The organism is Pantoea sp. At-9b (assembly GCF_000175935.2).
Taxonomy (GTDB): Bacteria; Pseudomonadota; Gammaproteobacteria; order Enterobacterales; family Enterobacteriaceae; genus Pantoea.
This window is the reverse complement of record NC_014837.1, coordinates 2,628,532-2,650,167: the sequence shown is the minus strand read 5'-3', so window position 1 is coordinate 2,650,167 and position 21,636 is coordinate 2,628,532. Positions and strand designations below refer to the sequence as shown.

Sequence of the window (21,636 nt, the reverse complement as noted above, 5' to 3'; positions counted from 1 at the left end):
CGTTGTGTTTCTGTTCACCTGAGGAAAAACGATGAGCGATAAGTTTGCAGATTCCCTGCCAAAAATTTCCCGTCGGCAGGCGCTGGTGTATCTGGCCTCCGGCACCGCCGCCATGGCGCTTCCGGGGTTGTTTGGCAGCAATGTTGCGCGCGCGGCCATGACCGGAGCCGCCGGTAGCGGTGGACAGATGGTGGTGGGATTCTCGCAGGAACCGACGGTGTTTAACCCATTGATGCCGCATATCGAGGTAGATGACGGCCTGCATTTCAGCCTGTTTGATCCGCTGTTTGGCGTTGATGAAAAAGGTAACTTTACCCCGGCGCTGGCCACCGAAGTGCCGAGCCAGGCCAATGGCGGCATCTCAGCCGATGGCCTCAATTTTCATCTCAAACTGCGCGATGGCGTGAAGTGGCACGATGGTCAGCCGTTCACTGCGGAAGACGTAAAATTCACCCTGGAATTATTGGTCGACCCCAATTTCCGCAGCTGGAGCCGTTCCGGCCATGAACTGGTTCGGGATATCACCATTGTCTCACCCACCGAAATCAAATGGCGTATGGAGAAACCCTATTCGCCTTACACCTCGATCTTGGCCGCCACCTTCATCATTCCCAAACACGGCTTTGCCAATGTGCAGGACAAAAACACTGCGCCGTTTAACAGCGCGCCGATTGGCACCGGGCCGTTCAAATGGCAGCAACGTGTGCCGGGTGACCATATCGAACTGACCGCCAACAAAGATTACTACGGCGACGGACCGAAGCTCGATCGCCTGATTTATAAGTACATCCCGGACCTCAACGTGATGTATACCCAGTTTGTGTCGGGTGATATCGATATCGCCGGGTTGCAGTGGATTTCCGCCGACCACTACGACGAGGCGAAAAAACTGCCGGGTAAAGTGGTGGATGTGTTCCAGAGCGCCACCATCGAGAACTTTGCTTTTAACCTCGCCCGTCCGCAGTTCCAGGACCCGGCAGTGCGCGAGGCGTTGTATTACGCCATTGATAAACAAACCATTATCGACGCCTTGTATTACGGGCTGCCGAAACCGACCGAAACCTATATGCCGCGCCAGTCGGCCTATTTCAACGCCGATCTCCCGGCGCATGAATTCAATCTCGAAAAAGCGAAAGCCTTGCTGGATAAAGCGGGCTGGAAGCCAGGGGCGGGCGGCATCCGCGAGAAAAATGGCGTCAAGCTGTCGTTTACCAACTCCACCACAGCGGGTAACCATCTGCGTGAGCAAATGCAGCAGTTTATGCAGCAAAGCTTCCAGGAGATTGGGGTGGAGATGAAAATTGCCAACCTGCCGCCGGCAGTGATGTGGGGCGATTACTGGATGCTGTCGAAATTCGACAGCGCGATTGTTGGCCTGAATTACCTCACCGGTTCCGATCCTGATACCGCTACCTACATGCGTTCCGATGCCATCCCGGCGCTAGGGGGGGCGGGGCAAAACGTGTTCCAGTACAAAAATCCCGAGGTCGACAAACTGCTGGCGCAGGGCAGTGCTGAGTTTGCACCGGAGCAACGCAAAGCGGCTTACCTGCAAATCCAGTCGCTGGTGCGTAAGGACATGCCCTTCCTGACGTTGTTCAGCTTTGCCAACGTGCGCGGCCACAAGCAAGGTGCGGAGAACATCACGCCCAACATTAACGTGCGTATCGATAGCTGGAACGCCAATACCTGGTACTGGGATAAGCAAGCCTGATGCCATTCACAAGGGGCGTGACGCACGGTTAGCGTCACGCCGGGGAGGAGAGCCATGGGCGCATTTCTGTTACGACGTTGCGGTCAAAGCATCATTCTATTGTTTTTGGTGTCGATTATCGGTTTCGCCGCACTCAATCTGGCACCGGGCGGGCCGTTGTCGCAATATGCCTTAACGCCGGGAATGACCCAGGAGGCGATGCAACGTATCGCCACGCAGATGGGGCTGAATCGGCCATTACCGGTGCAATATTTTGACTGGCTCAGCCATTTGTTGCGTGGCGACTGGGGGCGATCCTATCGCGATGGTCAGCCGGTACTGAGCATCATCTTTTCTCATCTGCCCGCGACCTTGTTGTTGATGTGCACCTCGATGGTGTTCTCGATTGCGATCGGCGTGTGGATCGGTATTCAGAGCGCCATCAAGCGCGACAGCCTGTTTGATCGCTTTGCCACCATGGGGGCAATGGTGGCGCTGTCGATTCCCACTTTCTGGTTCGGGCTGGTGGCGATCTACTTCTTTGCCCTGAAGCTGCAATGGCTACCCGCCGGGAATATGTACACGGTGGGCGACGGTTCGCTGCTGGATGTGCTGCGCCATCTGGTGTTGCCGGTGCTGGTACTGACCTTTGTCGATGTGGCGATCTGGAGCCGTTATATGCGCACCGCCACGTTGGAAGTGATCAATCAGGACTTCATCAAAACCGCGCGTGCCAAAGGGGTGCCGCCGCGTCGCGTGCTGCTGAAACATGTGGTGGGTAATGCGTTGTTACCGATGATCACCCTCGCCGGGATGCAGTTGCCGACCATTTTGGGCGGCGCACTGGTGGCGGAGACCGTGTTTACCTGGCCGGGCATGGGCCGTCTGTTTCTCGACAGCCTCGGCTACAGCGATTATCCGGTGGTGATGGGGTTGTTGATGTGCTCGGCGATTCTGGTGCTGATTGGCAACCTGCTGGCGGATGTGGTCACTGCGCTGGTCGATCCGCGTATTCGTCCCGCTTAAGGAGGCAAGATGGCATCTTCTGTGATTACCCCGCCGGTGCCGCCAGTGCGCTGGCTACGCAACCGCACGTTACAACGCTTTGTACGGCATAAACTGGCCTGCGCCAGTCTGCTGTTGATCATCCTGATGGCGCTGGCTTGTGCGTTTGGCCCGTCACTGCTGCCGTTCGATGATTTACATATCGACCTGCGTGCGCGCTTTGCACCGCCGTTAACCGGCTGGCACTGGCTCGGCACCGATCCGCTCGGGCGTGATTTGCTGGCCCGCCTGTTAATGGCCGGGCGCATCTCGTTGCTGGTCGGTTTCTTCGCCATGGTGCTCAGCATCATGTTAGGAACGCTGGTCGGCATTGTCGCGGGCTATTACGGTGGCCGGGTTGGCGCTGTGCTGATGCGTATCGTCGATGCCTTTTTGGCCTTTCCCAGCGTGTTTCTTTTGCTGGCGCTGGCGGCATTTATCAAGCCGGATCCGGCGATGATCACGGTGATTATCGCCGTCACCAGCTGGATGGAGGTGGCGCGTATTGTCGAGGCTGAAGTGCGCTCGCTGCGTGAGCGCGAATACATCCTCGCGGCACGGATGCTGGGGCTATCCGGGCGCTGGATTATGTTTCGTGAGCTGCTGCCGAATGTAGTCGGGCCGATTATTGTGGCTGCGACGCTGACGGTGGCGCGCGCCATCCTGCTGGAAGCCTATATCAGCTTTCTCGGTTACGGTATCCAGCCGCCGTTGCCCAGTTGGGGCAATATGCTGAACGGCGCGCAGCAGTATCTGATTCGCGCGCCCTGGCTGGCGCTGGTGCCGGGTATCGCCATCACGCTGGCGGTGACCTGCTTTAACTTTATTGGCGACGGGCTGCGCGATGCGCTGGATGCCCGTAGCGACAAAGAGTGAGGTGATGCGCGATGGCCCGATTCTCTCCGTTTGAAGATTCGCTGTGGTTTGCTACGGCGGCCCCTGCACCTGACCTGCCCGTGTTGCAGGGAGAACATCGTGCTGACGTGTGCATTGTTGGGGGGGGTTATACCGGACTGACCACCGCGCTGACGCTGGCAAAACAGGGGGTGAAAGTCATGCTGCTGGAAGCGCAGCAGGCGGGATTTGGTGGCTCCGGGCGCAATGCCGGGCACTGCACGCCCACTTTTACCCATTTCTCGCTGCCGGAACTGCGTCGCGTGTTGGGCGAACCCTGGGCTGAACGGTTAATCCGCCGTCAGACGCAGGCTAATCATCAGGTCAGCGCGATGATCCGTGATTATCAGATTGATTGTGAATGGCAACAAAACGGCTATCTCCAGGCGGCGGCACGCCCCGGAGCCATGAAACTGATTGAGGAGAAAGCGCGGCAGTACAATGCGGTCGGGGCGCATACCGAAGCGGTGGATGCCGTCCAGGCGGAGCGCATCAGCGGCAGTCCGCGCTTCTACGGTGGCTGGTTTCATCATGAAGGCGGTCATCTTAACCCACTCGGTTATGCGCGGGGGCTGGCGCGGGCGGTGGGGCAGGAGGGTGGGGACGTGTATTGCGCCTCTCCGGTCAGTGAGGTGAAAAAGCAGGGGACAAGCTGGCAGGTAATCACACCACAGGGTCATGTGCTGGCGGATAAAGTGATTTTCGCTACCGGGGCTTACACCGTGGCAGGCTGGCCGCAGCTGGAGCAGAGTTTTCGTATTATGCGGGTGTTTGTCGCCGCGACTCAGCCGTTGGACGCGGCGCTGCGCAACAGGGTGTTGCCCCTTAACACCACCCTTCACGACGGGCGCGGTGATATCTATGTCTACAAATACAATCAACAGGGACGCATCGTCGCCTCCATGTTCCCCATGGGGCGGCGGGGGCGGGAGATGAATTATACCCATCAGGTGATGAGCGATCGCCTGCGTTGGCTGCATCCGGCCATCGACCAGCCGTTGCGCTGGGACTATTTCTGGTACGGCGAGCTGGATATGCAGCAACGCACGATTCCGCGTCTCTATCAACTGGCCCCCGGCGTGGTGGCGCTGACCGGCCTTTCCGGGCGGGGTGTACCGACCGGCAGTATGCTGGGTGGCATTCTGGCGGAGTGGGCGCTGGATGTGCCGCACAGTGAGCTGGCGCTGAAAATTGAACCCTTGCATAAAGCGCCGTTCTGGATGGGGTTTGGCCCACAATTGACGCTGCGTTATTACCGCGCGCGCGACTGGCTGCGTTGCCGCATCGAAGGTGCAGCGCTGCCGCCACATGCCTGACGTTATATGCAATTTGTAGCAATGAAGCGCAGAACTTCTTGTTTTGGTTATAGGGGAGATTGCGCTTAACTGACAGGGTCAAACATTTCTGGAGAACAGCCGATGAAAAAGTTACTGCTACAGTGGTTCAATCGCCTGGTAGAACCGCAATCTGCGACAACAGTTGAAGAACGTGAGGTGGATTTCAGCAAACACATTGAGCTGTTGATCCCCATCAGCCAGCTTTATGGCGTCGAATTCCACCCGACGGTTTACCGTTACTATGAACGATGAACGCTTCCATCTGGTGATGCGTTACAGCTACTGGAACGAGCTGTGCGCGTTGGATCATGCGCGATAAATCGCTTAACACCGTAGCTGCGCGATTTATCGCGCTTTTTTTTGCCTGTTTTCTGACGAATTTCTGCACATTGTTTAAATAATTCTTACAAACCCTCCGCATTTCCTTCAATTGTATTGATTCCGTAATCCTATCGTAAAGAAATGTGTTCCCTTGCTGTTGCGCTCATGCAAAAATACGAAAGTAAATGATAACCATTCTTCTTATCATTTGAGGGTCGGGCCTTTTTGTTGGCCTGATGTGCGCGTCAATAACTAAAACGAACCCACACTTTTCAAAATGGATAAAAATCGCAATCTGCCGTTTGGCAGCTTTAACTCGCTGACCTTGTTTACTGGGCTGTGCATCGGGATTTCGCCAGCCGCCGCGCTGGCCGCTGATAACGCCACCAAAAAGAACGACGATACGCTGGTGGTGGAGGCGCAAACGCCTTCACTCTATTCGCCGGGCGTGTCCGCTGATCCGAAATTTACCCAACCGCTGGTGGATACGACCCGTACCATCACGGTGATCCCTGAGCAGGTGATTAAAGATCAGGGCGTGAACAACCTGACTGATGCACTGAAAAACGTGCCGGGTGTCGGGGCGTTTTATGCCGGTGAAAACGGCAGCTCATCGACCGGGGATGCGGTGTATATGCGTGGTATGGATACCTCGAACAGCATCTATGTTGATGGCATCCGTGATATCGGCAGCGTGACCCGTGACACCTTCAACACCGAACAGGTTGAGGTGATCAAAGGCCCTTCAGGCACTGACTATGGCCGCAGCGCTCCATCAGGTTCAATCAATATGATCAGTAAACAGCCGCGTCTCGATACCGGGCTGGATGCGTCGGTCAGCGTGGGTAGCGCCTGGATGCGTCGTGGTACGCTGGACTATAACCAGGCGATCAGCGATAACGCCGCGTTCCGTCTCAATTTGATGGGAGAAAAAACCCACGATGCCGCTCGCGATAATATCCAGAATGAACGGTATGGCGTCGCACCGTCGTTGGCGTTTGGCCTCGATACCTCAACCCGCCTGTACCTCAATTATCTGCACGTGCATCAGAACAATACGCCGGATGGCGGTATTCCAACTATCGGACTGCCGGGCTACTCGTCGCCCACTGCTGCCTCGTCTGCACTGAATACGTCCGGCAAAGTCGCCACCAGCAACTACTACGGCACCGATTCCGATTTCGACAAATCCACCACCGATACGGTGACGATGCGTTTCGAGCATGACCTGTCGGATAGCACCACCATCCGCAATACCACGCGCTGGTCGCGGGTGAAGCAGGAGTATTTGCTGACGGCGGTGATGGGCAGCACCATTGGCATGCCAAACCCGAACGATGTGGGTACCTGGACCTGGACCCGTAACGTCAACCTGAAGGATGTCAGCAACCGCATCCTGACCAACCAGACGAATATCACCTCGAAGTTCTTTACCGGTTCGGTTGGGCACGATGTCAGTGCCGGGGTCGAGTTTACCCGTGAGAATCAGACCAACTACGGTGTGACCCCGATCACCGCACCGGCGGTGAATATCTACCATCCGATCAGCAGCATTTCGCTGGGTGGACTGAATCGTAACGGTGCTAACGCTAACGGTCAGACCGATACTTTTGGGATCTACGCCTTCGATACCCTGGCGATCACCCAAAACTTTGAGCTGAATGGGGGCATTCGCCTCGACAACTATCACACCGATTATGACAGTGCGACCGCCTGTGGTGGCACCGGGCGCGGTGCACTGGCTTGCCCGGCGGGCGTGGCAACCGGTACGCCGGTCACCACCGTCGATACCGCGAAATCGGGCAATCTGGTTAACTGGAAAGCCGGTGCTCTCTATCGTCTGACTGAACATGGCAACGTTTACGTTAACTACGCGATCTCTCAGCAACCGCCGGGTGGCAGCAACTTTGCGCTGGCGGCGGGAGGCAGTGGCAACAGCGCCAGCCGCACCGATTTTAAACCACAGAAAGCCAAATCCAGTGAGGTGGGCACCAAGTGGGAAGTGCTGGATAAACGCCTGCTGCTGAATGCGGCGCTGTTCCGTACTGATATTGAGAACGAAGTGGCGGCGAACGACGATGGCACCTATTCACAATACGGTAAAAAACGTGTTGAAGGTTATGAGCTGTCGGCCACCGGTAATATCACGCCAGACTGGCAGGTGATTGCCGGTTATACCCTGCAACATGCTTCGGTTACCGAAGGTGACAATGTGGCGCAGGACGGCTCCTCGGCGCTGGCGTATACGCCGAAACACGCCTTTACCCTGTGGACCAACTATCAGGCCACCGATGCGCTGTCAGTGGGGGCCGGTGCACGTTATGTTGGCAGCCTGCGTCGCGGTAGCGATGGTGCAGTGGGCACGCCAGACCACACCGAAGGCTACTGGGTGGCAGACGCGAAGCTGGGCTATAAGGTGAATAACAACCTTGATTTGCAGCTCAACGTGTACAACGTTTTCGACACCAACTATGTTGCCTCCATCAACAAGAGTGGCTACCGCTACCATCCGGGTGAGCCGCGTACTTTCCTGTTGACGGCTAACGTGCATTTCTAATGGTTAACGTGGGGCCATCTACCAGGTAAGGTAATTGTAGCGGCGCGATTTATCGCGCTGTTTTAGGGGATTGCGCGATAAATCGCGCCGCTACGGCATATGCCAGCTCCACTTCATTTAAGAGAGAACAACGCGATGATGTATCACATTCCTGACGTGCTGACGCCAGCAGAGGTCGCCAGTTTTACCACGCTGTTGCAACAGGCCGAGTGGGTGGATGGCCGGGTGACGGTCGGCAGCCAGGGTGCGACGGTGAAAAATAACCAGCAGATTGACACTCGCACCCCACTGTATGATCGGTTGCAGGCTGCGGTGTTGCAGGCGTTGAACAACAACCCGCTGTTCTTTTCCGCCGCGCTGCCACGCAGTATCTCCACGCCGCTGTTCAACCGTTATGAGCAAGGGGAAACCTACGGTTTTCATGTCGATGGCGCGGTGCGCCACAATGGCGCGGCGGGCTGGATGCGTACCGATCTTTCCGCCACGCTGTTTCTCTGCGATCCAGAGAGCTATGACGGTGGCGAGCTGGTGATTGAAGACACCTACGGCCAGCACAAGGTTAAACTGCCCGCCGGGCACCTGGTGCTCTATCCCTCCAGCAGTTTGCATTGCGTGACGCCGGTGACGCGTGGCGCACGTGTCGCATCATTCCTGTGGATTCAGTCGATGGTGCGTGACGACAAACAGCGCGCCATGTTGTTTGAACTGGACCGCAATATTCAGAGCCTGAAAGCGCGCCACGGCGACAGCGAAGAATTGCTGTCGCTGCTGAATATGTATCACAACCTGTTGCGTGGCTGGACGGAAGTATAAACCTGCGCGTTAGTGTTCAAACTCGCACTCCGTCATGGCTTTTTTGCCCTTAATGACACCAATGAACAGCAGACGAAATTCATCGAATTGATGGGTGATGATGGTCTGGTTATCAGCCGAACGGAATTCCTTCACCATAAATGCGGGAACACTTCGGGTGTGGTCATAAGGCTGATGCTTAATCTGCACCAATGCGAAATGTTGATTAAGCATATTGATGCGGTCCGTTCCCACCTGAAGAGAAACCAGGGTGTAGGCAGTACCGTTAGCCGGGTCCGGGATATTATTGAAGCCACAACGGTAGGTGCCGGTGCGGATAATCACACGACCTTCAGGCATTATGTGGCTGACACCGGTGTTAGGCGGCGGAGTGTAGGGTTCCGGTATGACAGAACCTGGCTGGTAAACATAATGAGCCGTGGTGATCGGCAGCTCTGGCGCAGATTGCACCGGTGCTTGTGGCGCATCTGTGGCGGGTGCTTTGCTTACAGCCGCAGGGGAGGCCGCTGTGATGTTGAGTGCCGCGATGCGTTGCTGGTATGCCGTCTGTAATTGGTCAACATCGGTGCCGTGACTGCGGAGTTGTTTCAGCCATTCGCGTTGTGATTGTTTTAGCTGCACCGCATCAGCCGCCGCAAGGCCAGACATCTTTTGGTGATAAACGTTGGCTAAGGTTTCGTCCAGAGACGATAGCTGCGGGGTCTGGCAAATCAGTTTTTCCTGCGGCGTGCTGGCACGGTTGCAGTCAAACGAGGCGGCCAGCGCCGGAGAAGCGGCACCGAGTAACAGCAATGAAGCCAGGAGATTACGCTGGAGAGACATCATTATTCCCTGATTGATAGATTCTCTCCGTTATATCGGCAACGCGCTGACAAACTGTAATTCAGCTGTTGCGCACTCAGTCCGTGCGTGTGCCATCAAACGAACACCATCGCCTTACTGCGTCAGCTCACGGGCAAACTGGATAAAGTCATGTAATGCCTTATTCTTTATCTCCCGCTGCCAGCTCATGGTCAGCGTCGAGGTGGCATGCTGATCCTGCAAAAAGCAGTAGGCAACGTCCGGTATCATCACGGAACGCTGGGTTTCCGGCACCAGCGTTACCCCCATTCCCATCGACACCAGACCGATTGCCACCGAGACATCACGCGTTGGCTGAATCTTTTGTGGCACAAACCCGGCCTGCTGGCAGGCATGCAGTGCCGACCAGCCAAGTCCCACACCAGGCGGATCTTCCTGCATCAAAAAAGGGTCAGCAGCCAGTTGCGACAACGCAATTCGTGGCTGGGATGCCAGCGCATGGCTGCGCGGTAACACGGCAATTAATGGGCGGGTGGCGAGATCGAGATATTCCAGATGATCATATCGTGGCACCGGTGAACGAACCAGGGCGATATCTATTTGATTAGTTAACAGAAGTGTAAGTTGTTCGTGAACATTGCGTTCTTCAATCACGATATCGATGCCGGGTTTACGCTTACGATAACCATTAATTAACAGTGTCAGCGCCGGATCGAGTATTGAAGAACCAACATAGCCAAGTTTAATCTGCCCACGATAACCCAGCCGCAAACTGCGCGCGTTTTCACGAAATTTCGCGTAATGACTGGACGCAATGCGCGCCTCCTCCACCAGTTGCTCGCCTTCAAAGGTCAGTGCCACGTGCCGCCGGTCGCGGGTAAACAGCGCCAGATCCAACTCCTTCTCCAGCGCCTTGATGTACTGGCTCAACGCCGGTTGGGCGATGTTCAGACGCAGTGCCGCCTTGCCAAAATGCAGCTCCTCCGCCAGGACTACAAAGGCGTGCAAATGTCGGTAATCCATCGGTGTTCTCCTGCTTTTTGCTGATAATAACTCTTTATCAAAGCGCCAGGTATTATTATTGGACTCTTATCAGTGATCCTCTAAAACTGTGGGGGCAACGACGGGAGGTGCCGGTTCTATGCCACTGAATTCGCTCCTGTTGTTCTCAAGGTGTGCCAGCGCCTGTCTGCGCCGATGCATCACCGATTACCACGACGAAGAGGGACATTGAGATGTCTGAGAAGCAAACGAAAGTCACCGATTTACGTTCCGCGCTGGAGGTATTGAGCCAGTACGATGATGAATTGATCTATACCGATGAACCTGTAGACCCGATCGCGGAATTATCCGGCGTGTATCGTTATGTCGGCGCACACGGCACGGTAAAACGTCCAACGCAAATCGGCCCGGCGATGATTTTCAACAAAATCAAAGGCTACAACGATATGCGTGTGCTGATCGGCCTGCTGTCTTCGCGTAAACGCGTGGCACGCCTGTTTGGTACCACACCCGAAAATCTGGCGTTTATGCTGAAGGATTCTGTGGCCAACCCCATCGCGCCGATTGTTATTCCGCGTGAAAAAGCCGTCTCCCAGGAAGTGGTGCATCTGGCGACCGACCCGGACTTCGATATCCTGAAAATCCTGCCTGCGCCAACCAACACCCCGGAAGATGCCGGCCCTTATTTCACACTGGGCATGTGCTACGCCGCGGACCCGGAAACCGGTGAACACGACGTCACCATTCACCGTCTGTGTGTGCAGAGCAAAGACGAAATCTCGATGTATTTCGTGCCAGGCCGTCACCTGGATACTTTCCGCCAGAAAGCTGAAGCGGCCGGTAAACCGCTGCCGATCTCTATCAGTATCGGTGTCGATCCGGCGATTGAGATTGGTGCCTGTTTTGAGCCGCCAACAACGCCGCTGGGCTTTGATGAATTGTCCATCGCCGGTAGCCTGCGTAATCAGGCGGTTGAGCTCGCTGAATGTCTGACGGTTAACGCGCGCGCTATCGCTAACGCCGAAGTGGTGATTGAAGGCGAATTGCTGCCAGGTGTGCGTGTACGTGAAGACCAGAACACCAATTCCGGTAAAGCAATGCCAGAATTCCCTGGCTACACCGGTGCGGCACAGGCTCAGGTGCCAGTGATCAAAGTCAAAGCCATTACCCATCGTCGTTCACCGATTCTGCAAACCTGTATCGGCCCAAGCGATGAACACACCAACATGGCCGGTATCCCGACCGAAGCCAGTATTTTGCAGATGGTAGAACGTGCGCTGCCGGGATTCGTGCAGACCGTACACTGCCCGACACCAGGCACCGGCAAGTATCTGGCCGTGTTGCAGGTGAAAAAACGCACCCCGGCAGACGAAGGTCGTCAGCGTCAGGCCGCGCTGCTGGCGTTCTCCGCCTTCTCTGAACTGAAACATGTGATGCTGGTGGATGAAGACGTCGATGTGTTCGATATCAACGATGTGGTCTGGGCGATGACGACCCGTTACCAGGGCGATGTCGATACCGTGTTTATTCCGGGTGTCCGCTGCCATCCGCTCGATCCGTCCTCTGACCCGGCCTACAGCCCGTCAGTGCGCGATCACGGTATTGCCTGCAAAACCATCTTTGACTGCACCGTGCCTTACCACCTGAAAGCGAATTTCCATCGCAGCGAATTTCTCGAAGTGGATGTGAATCGCTTTATCCCAGGTTTTAACAAGAAATAAGGAGGCAGCATGTCAGGGTCTGTGAGTCGAACCAACAGTAAACCACGGGTGATTGTTGGCATTAGCGGTGCGTCCGGTTTCTCGTATGGCGTACAGGCATTACGTTATTTACGTCAGCTGGAGGTGGAGAGCCATCTGGTGATCTCCCCGGCCGGTCATCTCAATCGCGAACATGAAACCAACCTCTCCGCCGAAGATGTCGCGGATATGGCCGATGTGGTTTATCCCATCCGTGCGGTGGGTGCGGCCATTGCCAGCGGATCGTTCCGCACCCTTGGCATGCTGGTGGCACCCTGTTCGATGCATACCCTGGCGGCTATCGCCAATGGCCTGACCGATAATCTGCTGACGCGTGCAGCAGATGTGGTGTTGAAAGAACGCCGTCGCCTGGTATTAATGGTGCGGGAAACCCCGCTCCATCTCGGGCATATCCGTAATATGCAACAGGCGACGGAATCCGGTGCGATTGTGTTTCCGCCGGTGCCTGCGCTCTACGCCAGGCCGCAAAGTGTTGAAGAGATTATCGCGCACAGCGTGGCACGTGCTCTGGGGCTGATGGATCTGGATTGTGCCGATCTGCCGCGCTGGGGAGAAGACGTGACTTTAATGACCAGGAGTAATAAATCGTGATTATTGGACCCTATATTAATGGCTCTGCGGTGCTGATCGGCGGCATTGTCGGTGCGGTGCTCAGTTCGCGTCTGCCGGAACGTATCAGAACCTCCATGCCGCTGATCTTCGGTGCAGCCTCGATGTGTATGGGGATTGTGCTGGTGGTGAAGGTCAGTCATATGCCGGTGATGGTGCTGTCGGTGATCCTGGGTGCACTGCTGGGAGAACTCTGTTACCTGGAAAAAGGTATCGGCAAACTGGGCAGTAAAGCGCGAGGTCTGGTGGAGATGTTCGTCAGTTCCGGCGCGCAGGATAAAGAGTCGCAGGAGCAGTTCCTGCAAAGTTATGTGGCGATCATCGTGTTGTTCTGCGCCAGTGGCACCGGGATTTTCGGATCGATGCATGAAGGCATGACCGGCGACACCAGCGTACTGATTGCAAAATCGTTCCTGGATCTGTTCACTGCCGCGATTTTTGCCACATCGCTCGGATTTGCGGTCGCGGTGGTCGCTGTTCCTCAGCTGATCATTCAGTTGCTACTCGCCTATGGCGCGGTGTTTATTCTGCCGTTGACCACGCCCGCCATGCAGGCGGACTTCTCGGCGGTGGGGGGTGTTTTAATGTTCGCGACAGGTTTCAGAATTTGCGGCATTAAAATCTTCCCGGTCGCCAATATGCTGCCAGCTTTGGTACTGGCGATGCCGATTTCTTCTTTATGGACCAGCTTCTTTTAATTCAGGAGGATAAAAAATAATTAAACCGGGGATGGAAAAGTCGTAAAGCCAGGGGCCGGAAAGGGTGGGTATGCATTTCCGGCAACGTTAGTCAGATCGGAATTCATCATGATTAAAAATAAAATTGCCTGTGCAATGGCCTTGCTATTGCCACTGGCCGCGTATGCCGTAGATAACGCAACACAAGGTATCGAAGTATTACGGGTGACTTCTTCCGCCGATGATGGCAGCCAGGGTACGCTGCGCTGGGCGCTGGAAACAAATAATCAAAATCCCGGGCACTATCGAATTGAATTACAATCCACTAACAATCAGCCACTGATTATCAAACCCAACAAGCCGCTGCCGGAAATTAAAGGTCCGGTGGAAATTATTAATACCGATTTCCTCAAACAGGGGAAATATGTCGCCATCGACGGTTCGGGTTATATTAAAGGCGTGGACCCACAATCTTGTCCGGGAGCGGTACCAGGCCAGTACGGTGCCAATGTGCGTACCACCACCATGCCGGGTTTAGTATTACGTGATACGCATGATGTCACCCTGCAAGGGGTCGAAGTGCGTAATTTCTGTATCGGGATTCTGGTGAATCGCGCCAAAAACAACGTGATTGAAGATAACCGTATCGTTGGCAATCACGGTGGTGCCGGTATTATGTTGACCGGTGATGATGGTAAAGGTAACTCAACGGCGACCACCACAGAACGTAATAAAATTATCCGCAATACCTTTATTAATAATGGTGATGCGATGGAAGCCACCCGTGGTGCTTCGTTCAACCTGATTGCGGATAACTTTATCACCACCGACAGCGTGCATAATCAGGAGCCATCGCAGGGTCTGGAGATGCTATGGGGGAATGACAACGAAGTGATTCACAATCACTTTGAGAATTATTCCGACGGGGTGCAACTCAACTGGGGTAATCGCAACTATATTGCCGATAATACCTTCACCAATCTCTCTTCCGCCGTGACCTTAAGCGGCACAGGCAACGTGGTCGCTGGAAATATTATGACTGGCAACCGTGTGGCGGTTTCGGTCCGTCCGCAGGGTGAGCCAGGTAAAGACGGCAGCTTTGGGATTAACCGGATCACCGGGCCAGCGATTAACCGGATTACCGAAAATATTATGATCGACAACGGCAAGGACGTTAAGCGTTGCTTTGCCGGGGGCAGTTGTCTGCCGGGTTATGCCGGGGCGATTGTATTTAATGTACCAGGCCTCGAACATGCGGCGTTTATCGGTAATCGTGGCGGCGGTATCAGCAACGACACCAGCAAACTGGAAAAAATCTGCGCCATTGATGGCAACGTAGCCGGTTGTGAAGCGACACCGAATAAAGATCAGCATGCGCCCGCTATTACCCATGTTGTGCGTCATCAGAATACGCTGACCATTGACGGCAGTGTACAAGGGGAAGCCAATACCGCCTACCGGATTGAGTTCTTCTCGAACAGCAAAGCAACGATGGACGAAGCGGAGCATTTCCTCGGCTATCAGATGGTCGCTATTAATGCGCAAGGCAAGGGCACCATCCATTATCAAACCCCGGTGAGCGTGGATTTGCAGGTGGCAAATGTGACATCGACGGCCACCACCGCCGACGGTGCTACTTCACCGTTAAGTAAACCAGCCCCGATGCAATAATCCTTTCCTGAGTGAGCTGCGACACAGCATTACCTGACGGCATTCATCTGCAACTAAAAAAATAAACCGACCGGAAAGAGACAGCCCCACGGCTGATCTTATCCAGTCAGGTGTGTCATTAGCGAAACAGGAACAACCCATGAATTTGCATAAGAGTGTATTAGCCCTTTCTCTGCTGTTGGCCTTGCCAAGTGTAACCAACGCCACTGCCGCCACCAGCGCACCGGCTGCTGCCGTCAATGTACGCCACGCCCAACCGATCACCATTCGCCAAACCACCATTGGCGAAGGTATGCCGAAAGTGATTATCCCGACCACCGGCGCGACGGCAGACCAGGTTCTGGCCCAGGCTAAAGTCATCGGTGCTAACCCGGATGCCGATTTGATTGAATACCGCATTGATTACCTGAATTTTGCCACCGATGCCGCGCAAGTGGGTGCGTTAGGCAAGCAGGTGGCCGCAGAAGTACAGGGTAAACCGTTGATCCTGACTTTCCGCACCCAGTCTGAAGGTGGGGCGAAAGCCATCAGCGATAAGGCGTATGGCCAGCTCTATCTGGCACTGATTAAAGATCACTTTATCGATATTCTCGATGTAGAGATGTTCCGCGATCCGGCGGTGATTCATCAGGTGGTCACTGCTGCTCATGCCGCTGGCATTAAAGTGGTGATGTCCAGTCATGATTTCCAGAAAACCCCGGCCACCAGCGAGATTGTTGCGCGTCTGCGCAAGCAGGACAGTATGGGTGCGGATATTCTGAAAATCGCCACCATGCCACATGATTCGGGTGATGTGGTGAAACTGATGGATGCGACCGCGCAGATCCGCAATAACTACTCGCGCAAACCGCTGCTGACCATGTCAATGGGTGGTCTGGGCGCGATTTCACGACTTTCCGGTGAAGTATTTGGCGATGATCTGACCTTCGGCATGATCGGTACGGCGTCGGCACCGGGCCAGGTGGATGCGGCGCAGTTGCATCAGGTACTGAAAACAGTTGACGTGGCGCTGAACGGCCATTAATCATAACAAGACACCTTGCGTAAGGATTATACAAGGTGTCATCTATCATTTTAACGTTATGCAAAAAACACGTATACATCGGATTTACAATCTCTAAGAGGTATTTTATCTGGTTATAAAAGACGAATTAAGCGTAATGAAGAGCTAAGGCCTTGGGATTTGTTTATGTTGTCGGTCCACATGGTAGAGGAGTGAAAATGATGAAAAAAACGCTTTGTTTTCTTTGTCACAAAAACACAAAGCCACTTTCAATGATGGTCGATTATTTCTCAAAGAACAAAAATAATAGAATTATAATTCATATAGACGCCAAGTCTGACATTAATGAGTTCAATGATATTAGGCAAGGTAATAATGTCTCTTTTTTAAGAAAGAGATATGATATTACCTGGGGAGGGGTGGGTATGGTTTCCGCAACAATATCCCTCCTTGACGAGGCGCTGCTTAATGACTTTGATTACTTGTTTTTATTATCTGGTGATGATTTGGCATGTATGGATGAAGCAGCAATTGATGATGTTTTGCAAGATATGGGGTACGCTAATCTGATTCATTTTCAGGATGAAAGGAATGATTATGTTAACCCGGATGATAGAGTTAGGTATAAGTATCCATCTTGTTTCTTTAAAAAGAAAATAACTTACGTTGACTTTTTGTTTCGTCAGGTTTTTAAATTAACCAAGTCTTTTTATATCAATGATGCCTATTCTGAATTCATATCCTTAGGGGGGCATTTTTACAAGGGAAGTCAGTGGTTTGGTCTTAATTATAAGGCTGTGTCTGTTATTGTTGATTTCTTGAGAAGAAATCAATGGTATTATGCAATGTATAAGAAATCACTAATTCCAGATGAGGTTTTTTTTCATACCTTAATTAAATATATTGGTATTAATGATGTCCATATTGATAAAGCAAAGATTAGCGATGCCTTAAGATATACTGACTGGAGTACCGGTCCTGATTACCCAAGAACATTGGATATTAGCGATATAGAGAAGATAAAGAAATCAGGGTGCCTTTTCGCACGGAAGTTTAGCCATGAAACCACATCCTCTCTCTTCGAAGAATTACTTAGCCGACACTGATCAACATACTACTCTGAAACTGACGGCAGGCGCTAAGTCGCTTTATCATCAACAAGGCCTTCCACCAGACCGGCGGAAGGCTTTATGCCTTAAAACTTCACTTTAACCTGCACACCCGCTACCCAGGTATCTTTAATCTCTTTGTTCGAGAAAGCCCCCGGTTCCTTGATGTACTGTACGCTCGGGCGCACCGACAGCCACGGCGTTGCCTGCAAGTTATAGGTCATTTCAACCAGCTGTTCACCAATATCCAGGCCATTTACCATTTCGGCATCGGCCAATTCGCCTTTGGCGCGCAGGCTGTCGACGGCGTTGTCACGGCTGTGCTGATTGTACACCGCACGACCATAGCCAATCGCAATCGCATCATGTGGGCGCGCTTCAAACGGTCCATTTAACACGAAACCAGCCGAGTACCAGTGGCGGAACGGCGAGGTGGCAGCATCGGTCGTGGTGGCCTGACCAAACATATGCAGGTTCTGACTGCGCAGCGAAGCCGATTGCCAGATGGTTTGGTCAGCCAGCAGGTAGGCACCCCAACGCTTATCAGCACGCTGATCGGGTTGGTCGATACGGGCGACGTTAGAGCTGTCGTAGTAGTAACCCAGTTTGTATTGACCGGGCAACGCGCCCTGTAAGTTGTAGATCAACTCAACTGGCACGATATAGCCGGTGGTGCCCGGTGCAAAAGGTTTAAATGCACGGGACGATTCGCTGTTCTGCTGCGGGTTAACGTTAAATACCGCAGTTTGCAGTGCCCAGCTGTCATTGAAGGTGTATTTCAACTCGCCACCAAGGTGGGCGTTCGGGTAGTTACCCCAGCCGCTGCCACCTGACATCGACAGGGGATGAGCACAGAAGCCGGCGTTCATAAAGTTGGTCAGAATCGACAGACCGCCAAAATCATTACCCATTGCCAACCAACCCAGCTTGTATTGCAACTGAGGGGTAAACAAATAGTTAGCGTAGCTGAGTTCGCTCAGGCGAGTATATTCACCGCCATACACTTCCTGAATCGGCAGACGGTTACCGACTAAATCGGCTGAGGTGCTGCGACCACGACGGTCGTTGATTGAGAGTTGAACGGTACCGGCGTTTTCCGCATTGAACATGCGGTTTAAATCAAAGGTCGCCCCGAGACGGATCTGTTGGGCGTAACGCGTCCCGTAAGACTGACCACCGCTTAATACCCCGGCGGTTTCCGAGACATAGTCACCGGTTAAGTTGACACCGTGCTGGGCGAGGTCGCTGCGCGCGCCGCCCCAGTCGCCGGTCAGGGTATCCTGGTGGAAAAAGTCGGTAGCTTGTGCCGCGGGGATGGCCAGCGCGCAAAGGAGGGCGACAGGCAATGGCCTGATTTTAAAACAAATGGTTTTCATGATGTACGTGGTAGAAAGTTAATAAGCACGCTTATTGTACCTCCTGGTACGTTTTTGATCGTTGCCTTATTGACGTTTCATGACAAACCAAGTGTTTCTGGATTTTTCTCGCGGTAACTTTAAGTTTACAGGTCGCCAGTGCCTGCTTGTCCTCGTCAGCGCTGGGTCAGGTTGATACAATTCAACGTAATTTTATGTACCACCGCCCCCTCTTTCCTGAAGTGTTGCGTTTTCTGAAACGGTGTTTTGTGACGCTTGGCTGAGGGAGCGGAATAGAATTCTAGCGGCAGCAAAAATCGAGGAATAGACCAGCATGACAAAGGAATTCCCGGCTTCACTAATGCCAGAACCCAATGGTTACGCAGCCTGGCTGGCCGATCTGAAAGACCGCATCAATAGTGCTCAACAGCGCGCCACATTAGCGGTTAATCGGGAATTGGTCGGTCTGTATTGGCACATCGGTCGTGATATCCTGGCGCGGCAAGCTGAACAAGGATGGGGGGCTAAAGTCATCGAACGGCTGGCAAATGATTTACGCACGGCCTTTCCCGATATGAAAGGTTTTTCACCGCGCAACCTCAAATACATGCGCGCTTTTGCCGAAGCTTGGCCGGAGCTGGAATTTGTGCAAGCGGTGCTTGCACAATTACCTTGGTATCACCATTAGTTGAATCACTGCCTGAAGAGTTCCAAACCAACTTGCCGAGTATTGAACAACTGGAACGTGAATTGGCGGGAGATGCTGAGGATTCTGCCTAAGCAAATAGAGTGAAGTAATAAAGTCATTTATAGACTACTGGCCGGGCAAGCCTGAGTGGGAATTATGCTCAGCAAAAAGCCCGCTCAGTTTCCACTGAGCGGGCTCTTCAAATATGGCTCCTCTGACTGGACTCGAACCAGTGACATACGGATTAACAGTCCGCCGTTCTACCGACTGAACTACAGAGGAATCGGTGTTGATGGCGCGCATATTAATGGGCAGTGCCGGAGCTGTCAACAGCTAAAAATACATTTGTATTCAACTGGCTAGCATTAATACAAAGCGATCACGCTTTAAGCAGTTTCGGGCCGCGTAGCGGCTAAACGCGCCAGTGGGTCCTGACGATAGAACAGATGCAGATGGCGGTACATGGCAGGAAACCGTTCCGCCAGTAAATCCGGTGCACTGAAGAAATATTCAGAGAGGACGGCAAAGCATTCGGCAGGATCGCTGGCAGCGTAGGGATCGATGGTGGCTGCCTGTTCGCCAACCAGCTCCACTTCCGCAGCAATCTCCTCCATTGTCTGGAGTAAATCCTTCTCCCAACTGGCGACATCGCGCAGGGCAATGGCCGGGACGCCGCTGGTGTAGCCACTACCGCGCGCATCCAGCTTGTGTGCCACTTCATGGATCACCAGGTTATAGCCGGAGAGATCAAACGAGTCCTGAATATCCAGCGCATTTAACACCACCGGACCCTGGGTCCAGCTCTGGCCCGCATGGACCGCAGCAGCCTGATGAACCAGTCCGTTGTCATCCTGCCAGTGGTCATCTACGTTGAAAGGTTCCGGGTAGATGAGAATTTCATGGAAGCCGTCGAGCCACTCAAGGCCGAGTTTCAACACCGGCAGGCAAAACAGCAGCGCCAGGCGGGCAGTACGCAGCTCGTCGAGTTGTAAGCCTTGCAGTGGGGTGATTTTTTTCTGTTGCAGAAAACGCTGTGCCAGCACGATCAGGGCAGCTTGCTCGTTTTCTTCGAGCAAAGAGAAGATAGGCTGCGCCAGCGCCTGTTGCCACGGCAGCGCTGCGACTGAAGTTTCTACCTGCGCATGCCACGGCCATTTGAACATCGCATCACTCACTCTTCAGGGCGGAAGACGGTATCCTCGCGCGGCACAGAGAAAATTACCAGCGCAGAATCAAAGCCGTCTATTCAACCTGTTAGTGAGCATGTTGTCTGTGACTGAGGTTGCAAAGGTGAGAGGTAAACCGCTCACCTTTGCCGGGGAAAGGTATTATCCTTCGCGCTCCACACGCTGGAACTCAATCACCCAGACCCACGGATTCACTTCCCAACTGGTGGCGCCATACTGTTTCTGCCATGCCTTGCGGTAGGCCTCTTTCGGCGATTCCGAGTTCATATTCATGGTGAAGAAGTTGTTCAGGAAGTGCGAGTCGGTCTGCACACCTTCGGCCATGATGTCATCTTCACTGATATCCTGGATCTTCTCGGCACGGACAGAGGTGATCTCCAGATCAATACGGCTGGCCCAGCGTGGCATATGGATGGCCGTTTGCCAGCCAAATTGTTCGGCATCCTGCAAATTTTCATCCTGCTGCCCCAGCTCATTGCTATCCGCGCGGTACTGGCAATACACCGGATCGCGGAAAGGAAGCGGGTCACGTTCGTACTCGGCCAGTTGCTCTTCTGGCACAATCGGGCCACGCCAGGTCTCGCGCACCCAGATACGATCGCCGGGTTTACCATAGGGGCAGTGGTAACTGATATCTGACATCGACATCAGTTTATAGCCGTGCAGATGGTTAGCACTGACGTCAAAGGCGTGTACACCTTCGTGATGATCCTGACCCGGGCCAAATGCCTGAGTCTTCATAATGCGCCGGGTCTGTGTCTGCTGGCCAACCAGCAGGGCGCGGACCCGCTGTTCGGAAAAAAGAATCGGCCGTTCTTTCATGATTTACCTCTTGTGGTGTCGCCAACCCGGAGAATTTGCTGAACCATCCGCGTCCACGGATGTGCAGAATTAGCATAATGGGTTTAAATCAATTTGCTTAATAATTTGTCGCCTTATAGTCAGGCGTTTGGTGCGTATTCAGTTTTAAAAATGGCTCATAAGCAAAAAACGTGCTTGTTTGGGTTCAATGGGAAAACAAAATCGCATTTTTCTCAGATACAGTACGTTATAACGGACACAATGGGAACTCTTTCAGAATATGTCGTGGGTGATCGGTTGACCGAAGCGTTTGG

General features: G+C 53.6%; 19 protein-coding genes and 1 tRNA gene. 14 read left to right on the top strand and 6 right to left on the bottom strand.

All coding sequences use genetic code 11. The features are described 5' to 3' along the window. Positions 1–31: 31 nt before the first annotated feature. The 7 genes from PAT9B_RS12290 (at position 32) to ybiX (ending at position 8,659) form a co-directional block, all read left to right on the top strand. Positions 32–1,714: a peptide ABC transporter substrate-binding protein gene (locus tag PAT9B_RS12290; protein WP_013509592.1), complete on the top strand. Its 1,683-nt coding sequence runs from the start codon at positions 32–34 to the stop codon at positions 1,712–1,714. Between the two features lie 54 nt (positions 1,715–1,768). Beyond that, complete coding sequence (locus PAT9B_RS12285) at positions 1,769–2,719, top strand: ABC transporter permease (protein WP_013509591.1); 951 nt, start codon at positions 1,769–1,771, stop codon at positions 2,717–2,719. Between the two features lie 9 nt (positions 2,720–2,728). Further along, on the top strand, positions 2,729–3,613 hold the full coding sequence (locus PAT9B_RS12280; protein WP_013509590.1) for an ABC transporter permease: 885 nt from the start codon (positions 2,729–2,731) through the stop codon (positions 3,611–3,613). Between the two features lie 11 nt (positions 3,614–3,624). Continuing rightward, entirely contained in the window at positions 3,625–4,947 is a 1,323-nt protein-coding gene (locus PAT9B_RS12275; protein ID WP_013509589.1) for an FAD-binding oxidoreductase, read from the top strand. A 102-nt stretch (positions 4,948–5,049) separates the two neighbouring features. Next, positions 5,050–5,220, top strand: coding sequence for a hypothetical protein (locus PAT9B_RS30930; RefSeq protein ID WP_013509588.1), 171 nt, complete (start codon positions 5,050–5,052; stop codon positions 5,218–5,220). A gap of 346 nt (positions 5,221–5,566) precedes the next feature. Further along, a complete protein-coding gene (locus tag PAT9B_RS12270) occupies positions 5,567–7,846 on the top strand; it encodes a catecholate siderophore receptor Fiu (protein WP_013509587.1) in 2,280 nt (759 codons plus the stop codon). Between the two features lie 135 nt (positions 7,847–7,981). Next, positions 7,982–8,659, top strand: a complete 678-nt coding sequence (gene ybiX / locus PAT9B_RS12265) for a PKHD-type hydroxylase YbiX (protein ID WP_013509586.1) — start codon at positions 7,982–7,984, stop codon at positions 8,657–8,659. Positions 8,660–8,668: 9 nt separating this feature from the next. Here ybiX and PAT9B_RS29395 read toward each other — a convergent pair whose 3' ends face one another. Both PAT9B_RS29395 and PAT9B_RS12255 read right to left on the bottom strand, forming a co-directional pair. Continuing rightward, a complete protein-coding gene (locus tag PAT9B_RS29395) occupies positions 8,669–9,484 on the bottom strand; it encodes a lysozyme inhibitor LprI family protein (protein WP_013509585.1) in 816 nt (271 codons plus the stop codon). Between the two features lie 111 nt (positions 9,485–9,595). Beyond that, positions 9,596–10,483 carry a LysR family transcriptional regulator gene (locus PAT9B_RS12255; RefSeq protein WP_013509584.1) on the bottom strand — a complete coding sequence of 296 codons (888 nt, stop codon included), beginning with the start codon at positions 10,481–10,483 and terminating at the stop codon, positions 9,596–9,598. A 212-nt stretch (positions 10,484–10,695) separates the two neighbouring features. On the opposite strand from PAT9B_RS12255, the gene PAT9B_RS12250 reads away from it, so the two are divergent. The 6 genes from PAT9B_RS12250 (at position 10,696) to PAT9B_RS12225 (ending at position 17,288) form a co-directional block, all read left to right on the top strand. Next, entirely contained in the window at positions 10,696–12,183 is a 1,488-nt protein-coding gene (locus tag PAT9B_RS12250; RefSeq protein WP_013509583.1) for a UbiD family decarboxylase, read from the top strand. A 9-nt stretch (positions 12,184–12,192) separates the two neighbouring features. Next, positions 12,193–12,813 (top strand): UbiX family flavin prenyltransferase, encoded by a 621-nt coding sequence (locus PAT9B_RS12245; protein ID WP_013509582.1) that lies wholly within the window; start codon positions 12,193–12,195, stop codon positions 12,811–12,813. Beyond that, positions 12,810–13,529, top strand: coding sequence for a DUF554 domain-containing protein (locus PAT9B_RS12240; RefSeq protein ID WP_013509581.1), 720 nt, complete (start codon positions 12,810–12,812; stop codon positions 13,527–13,529). The genes PAT9B_RS12245 and PAT9B_RS12240 overlap by 4 nt, the downstream gene beginning before the upstream one ends. 108 nt (positions 13,530–13,637) lie before the next feature. Further along, positions 13,638–15,179 (top strand): nitrous oxide reductase family maturation protein NosD, encoded by a 1,542-nt coding sequence (locus tag PAT9B_RS12235; RefSeq protein ID WP_013509580.1) that lies wholly within the window; start codon positions 13,638–13,640, stop codon positions 15,177–15,179. Between the two features lie 139 nt (positions 15,180–15,318). Continuing rightward, the gene (aroD, locus tag PAT9B_RS12230) at positions 15,319–16,203 is read left to right on the top strand and encodes a type I 3-dehydroquinate dehydratase (protein ID WP_013509579.1); all 885 of its coding nucleotides are present in this window, start codon (positions 15,319–15,321) and stop codon (positions 16,201–16,203) included. 197 nt (positions 16,204–16,400) lie between these two features. After that, positions 16,401–17,288: a beta-1,6-N-acetylglucosaminyltransferase gene (locus PAT9B_RS12225; RefSeq protein WP_041525810.1), complete on the top strand. Its 888-nt coding sequence runs from the start codon at positions 16,401–16,403 to the stop codon at positions 17,286–17,288. 89 nt (positions 17,289–17,377) lie between these two features. Here PAT9B_RS12225 and PAT9B_RS12220 read toward each other — a convergent pair whose 3' ends face one another. Next, positions 17,378–18,667 (bottom strand): carbohydrate porin, encoded by a 1,290-nt coding sequence (locus PAT9B_RS12220; RefSeq protein WP_013509577.1) that lies wholly within the window; start codon positions 18,665–18,667, stop codon positions 17,378–17,380. A gap of 313 nt (positions 18,668–18,980) precedes the next feature. Between PAT9B_RS12220 and PAT9B_RS12215 the strand changes: the two genes are divergently transcribed. Further along, complete coding sequence (locus tag PAT9B_RS12215; RefSeq protein WP_223300448.1) at positions 18,981–19,334, top strand: DUF1016 N-terminal domain-containing protein; 354 nt, start codon at positions 18,981–18,983, stop codon at positions 19,332–19,334. A gap of 206 nt (positions 19,335–19,540) precedes the next feature. On the opposite strand, the gene PAT9B_RS12210 is transcribed toward PAT9B_RS12215, so the two are convergent. The 3 genes from PAT9B_RS12210 to PAT9B_RS12200 form a co-directional block, all read right to left on the bottom strand. Continuing rightward, positions 19,541–19,616: transfer RNA gene (locus PAT9B_RS12210), tRNA-Asn, on the bottom strand. Positions 19,617–19,720: 104 nt separating this feature from the next. Then, a complete protein-coding gene (gene mtfA / locus PAT9B_RS12205; protein WP_013509576.1) occupies positions 19,721–20,497 on the bottom strand; it encodes a DgsA anti-repressor MtfA in 777 nt (258 codons plus the stop codon). Between the two features lie 165 nt (positions 20,498–20,662). Beyond that, the gene (locus PAT9B_RS12200; RefSeq protein ID WP_013509575.1) at positions 20,663–21,343 is read right to left on the bottom strand and encodes a hypothetical protein; all 681 of its coding nucleotides are present in this window, start codon (positions 21,341–21,343) and stop codon (positions 20,663–20,665) included. Between the last annotated feature and the right edge of the window lie 293 nt (positions 21,344–21,636).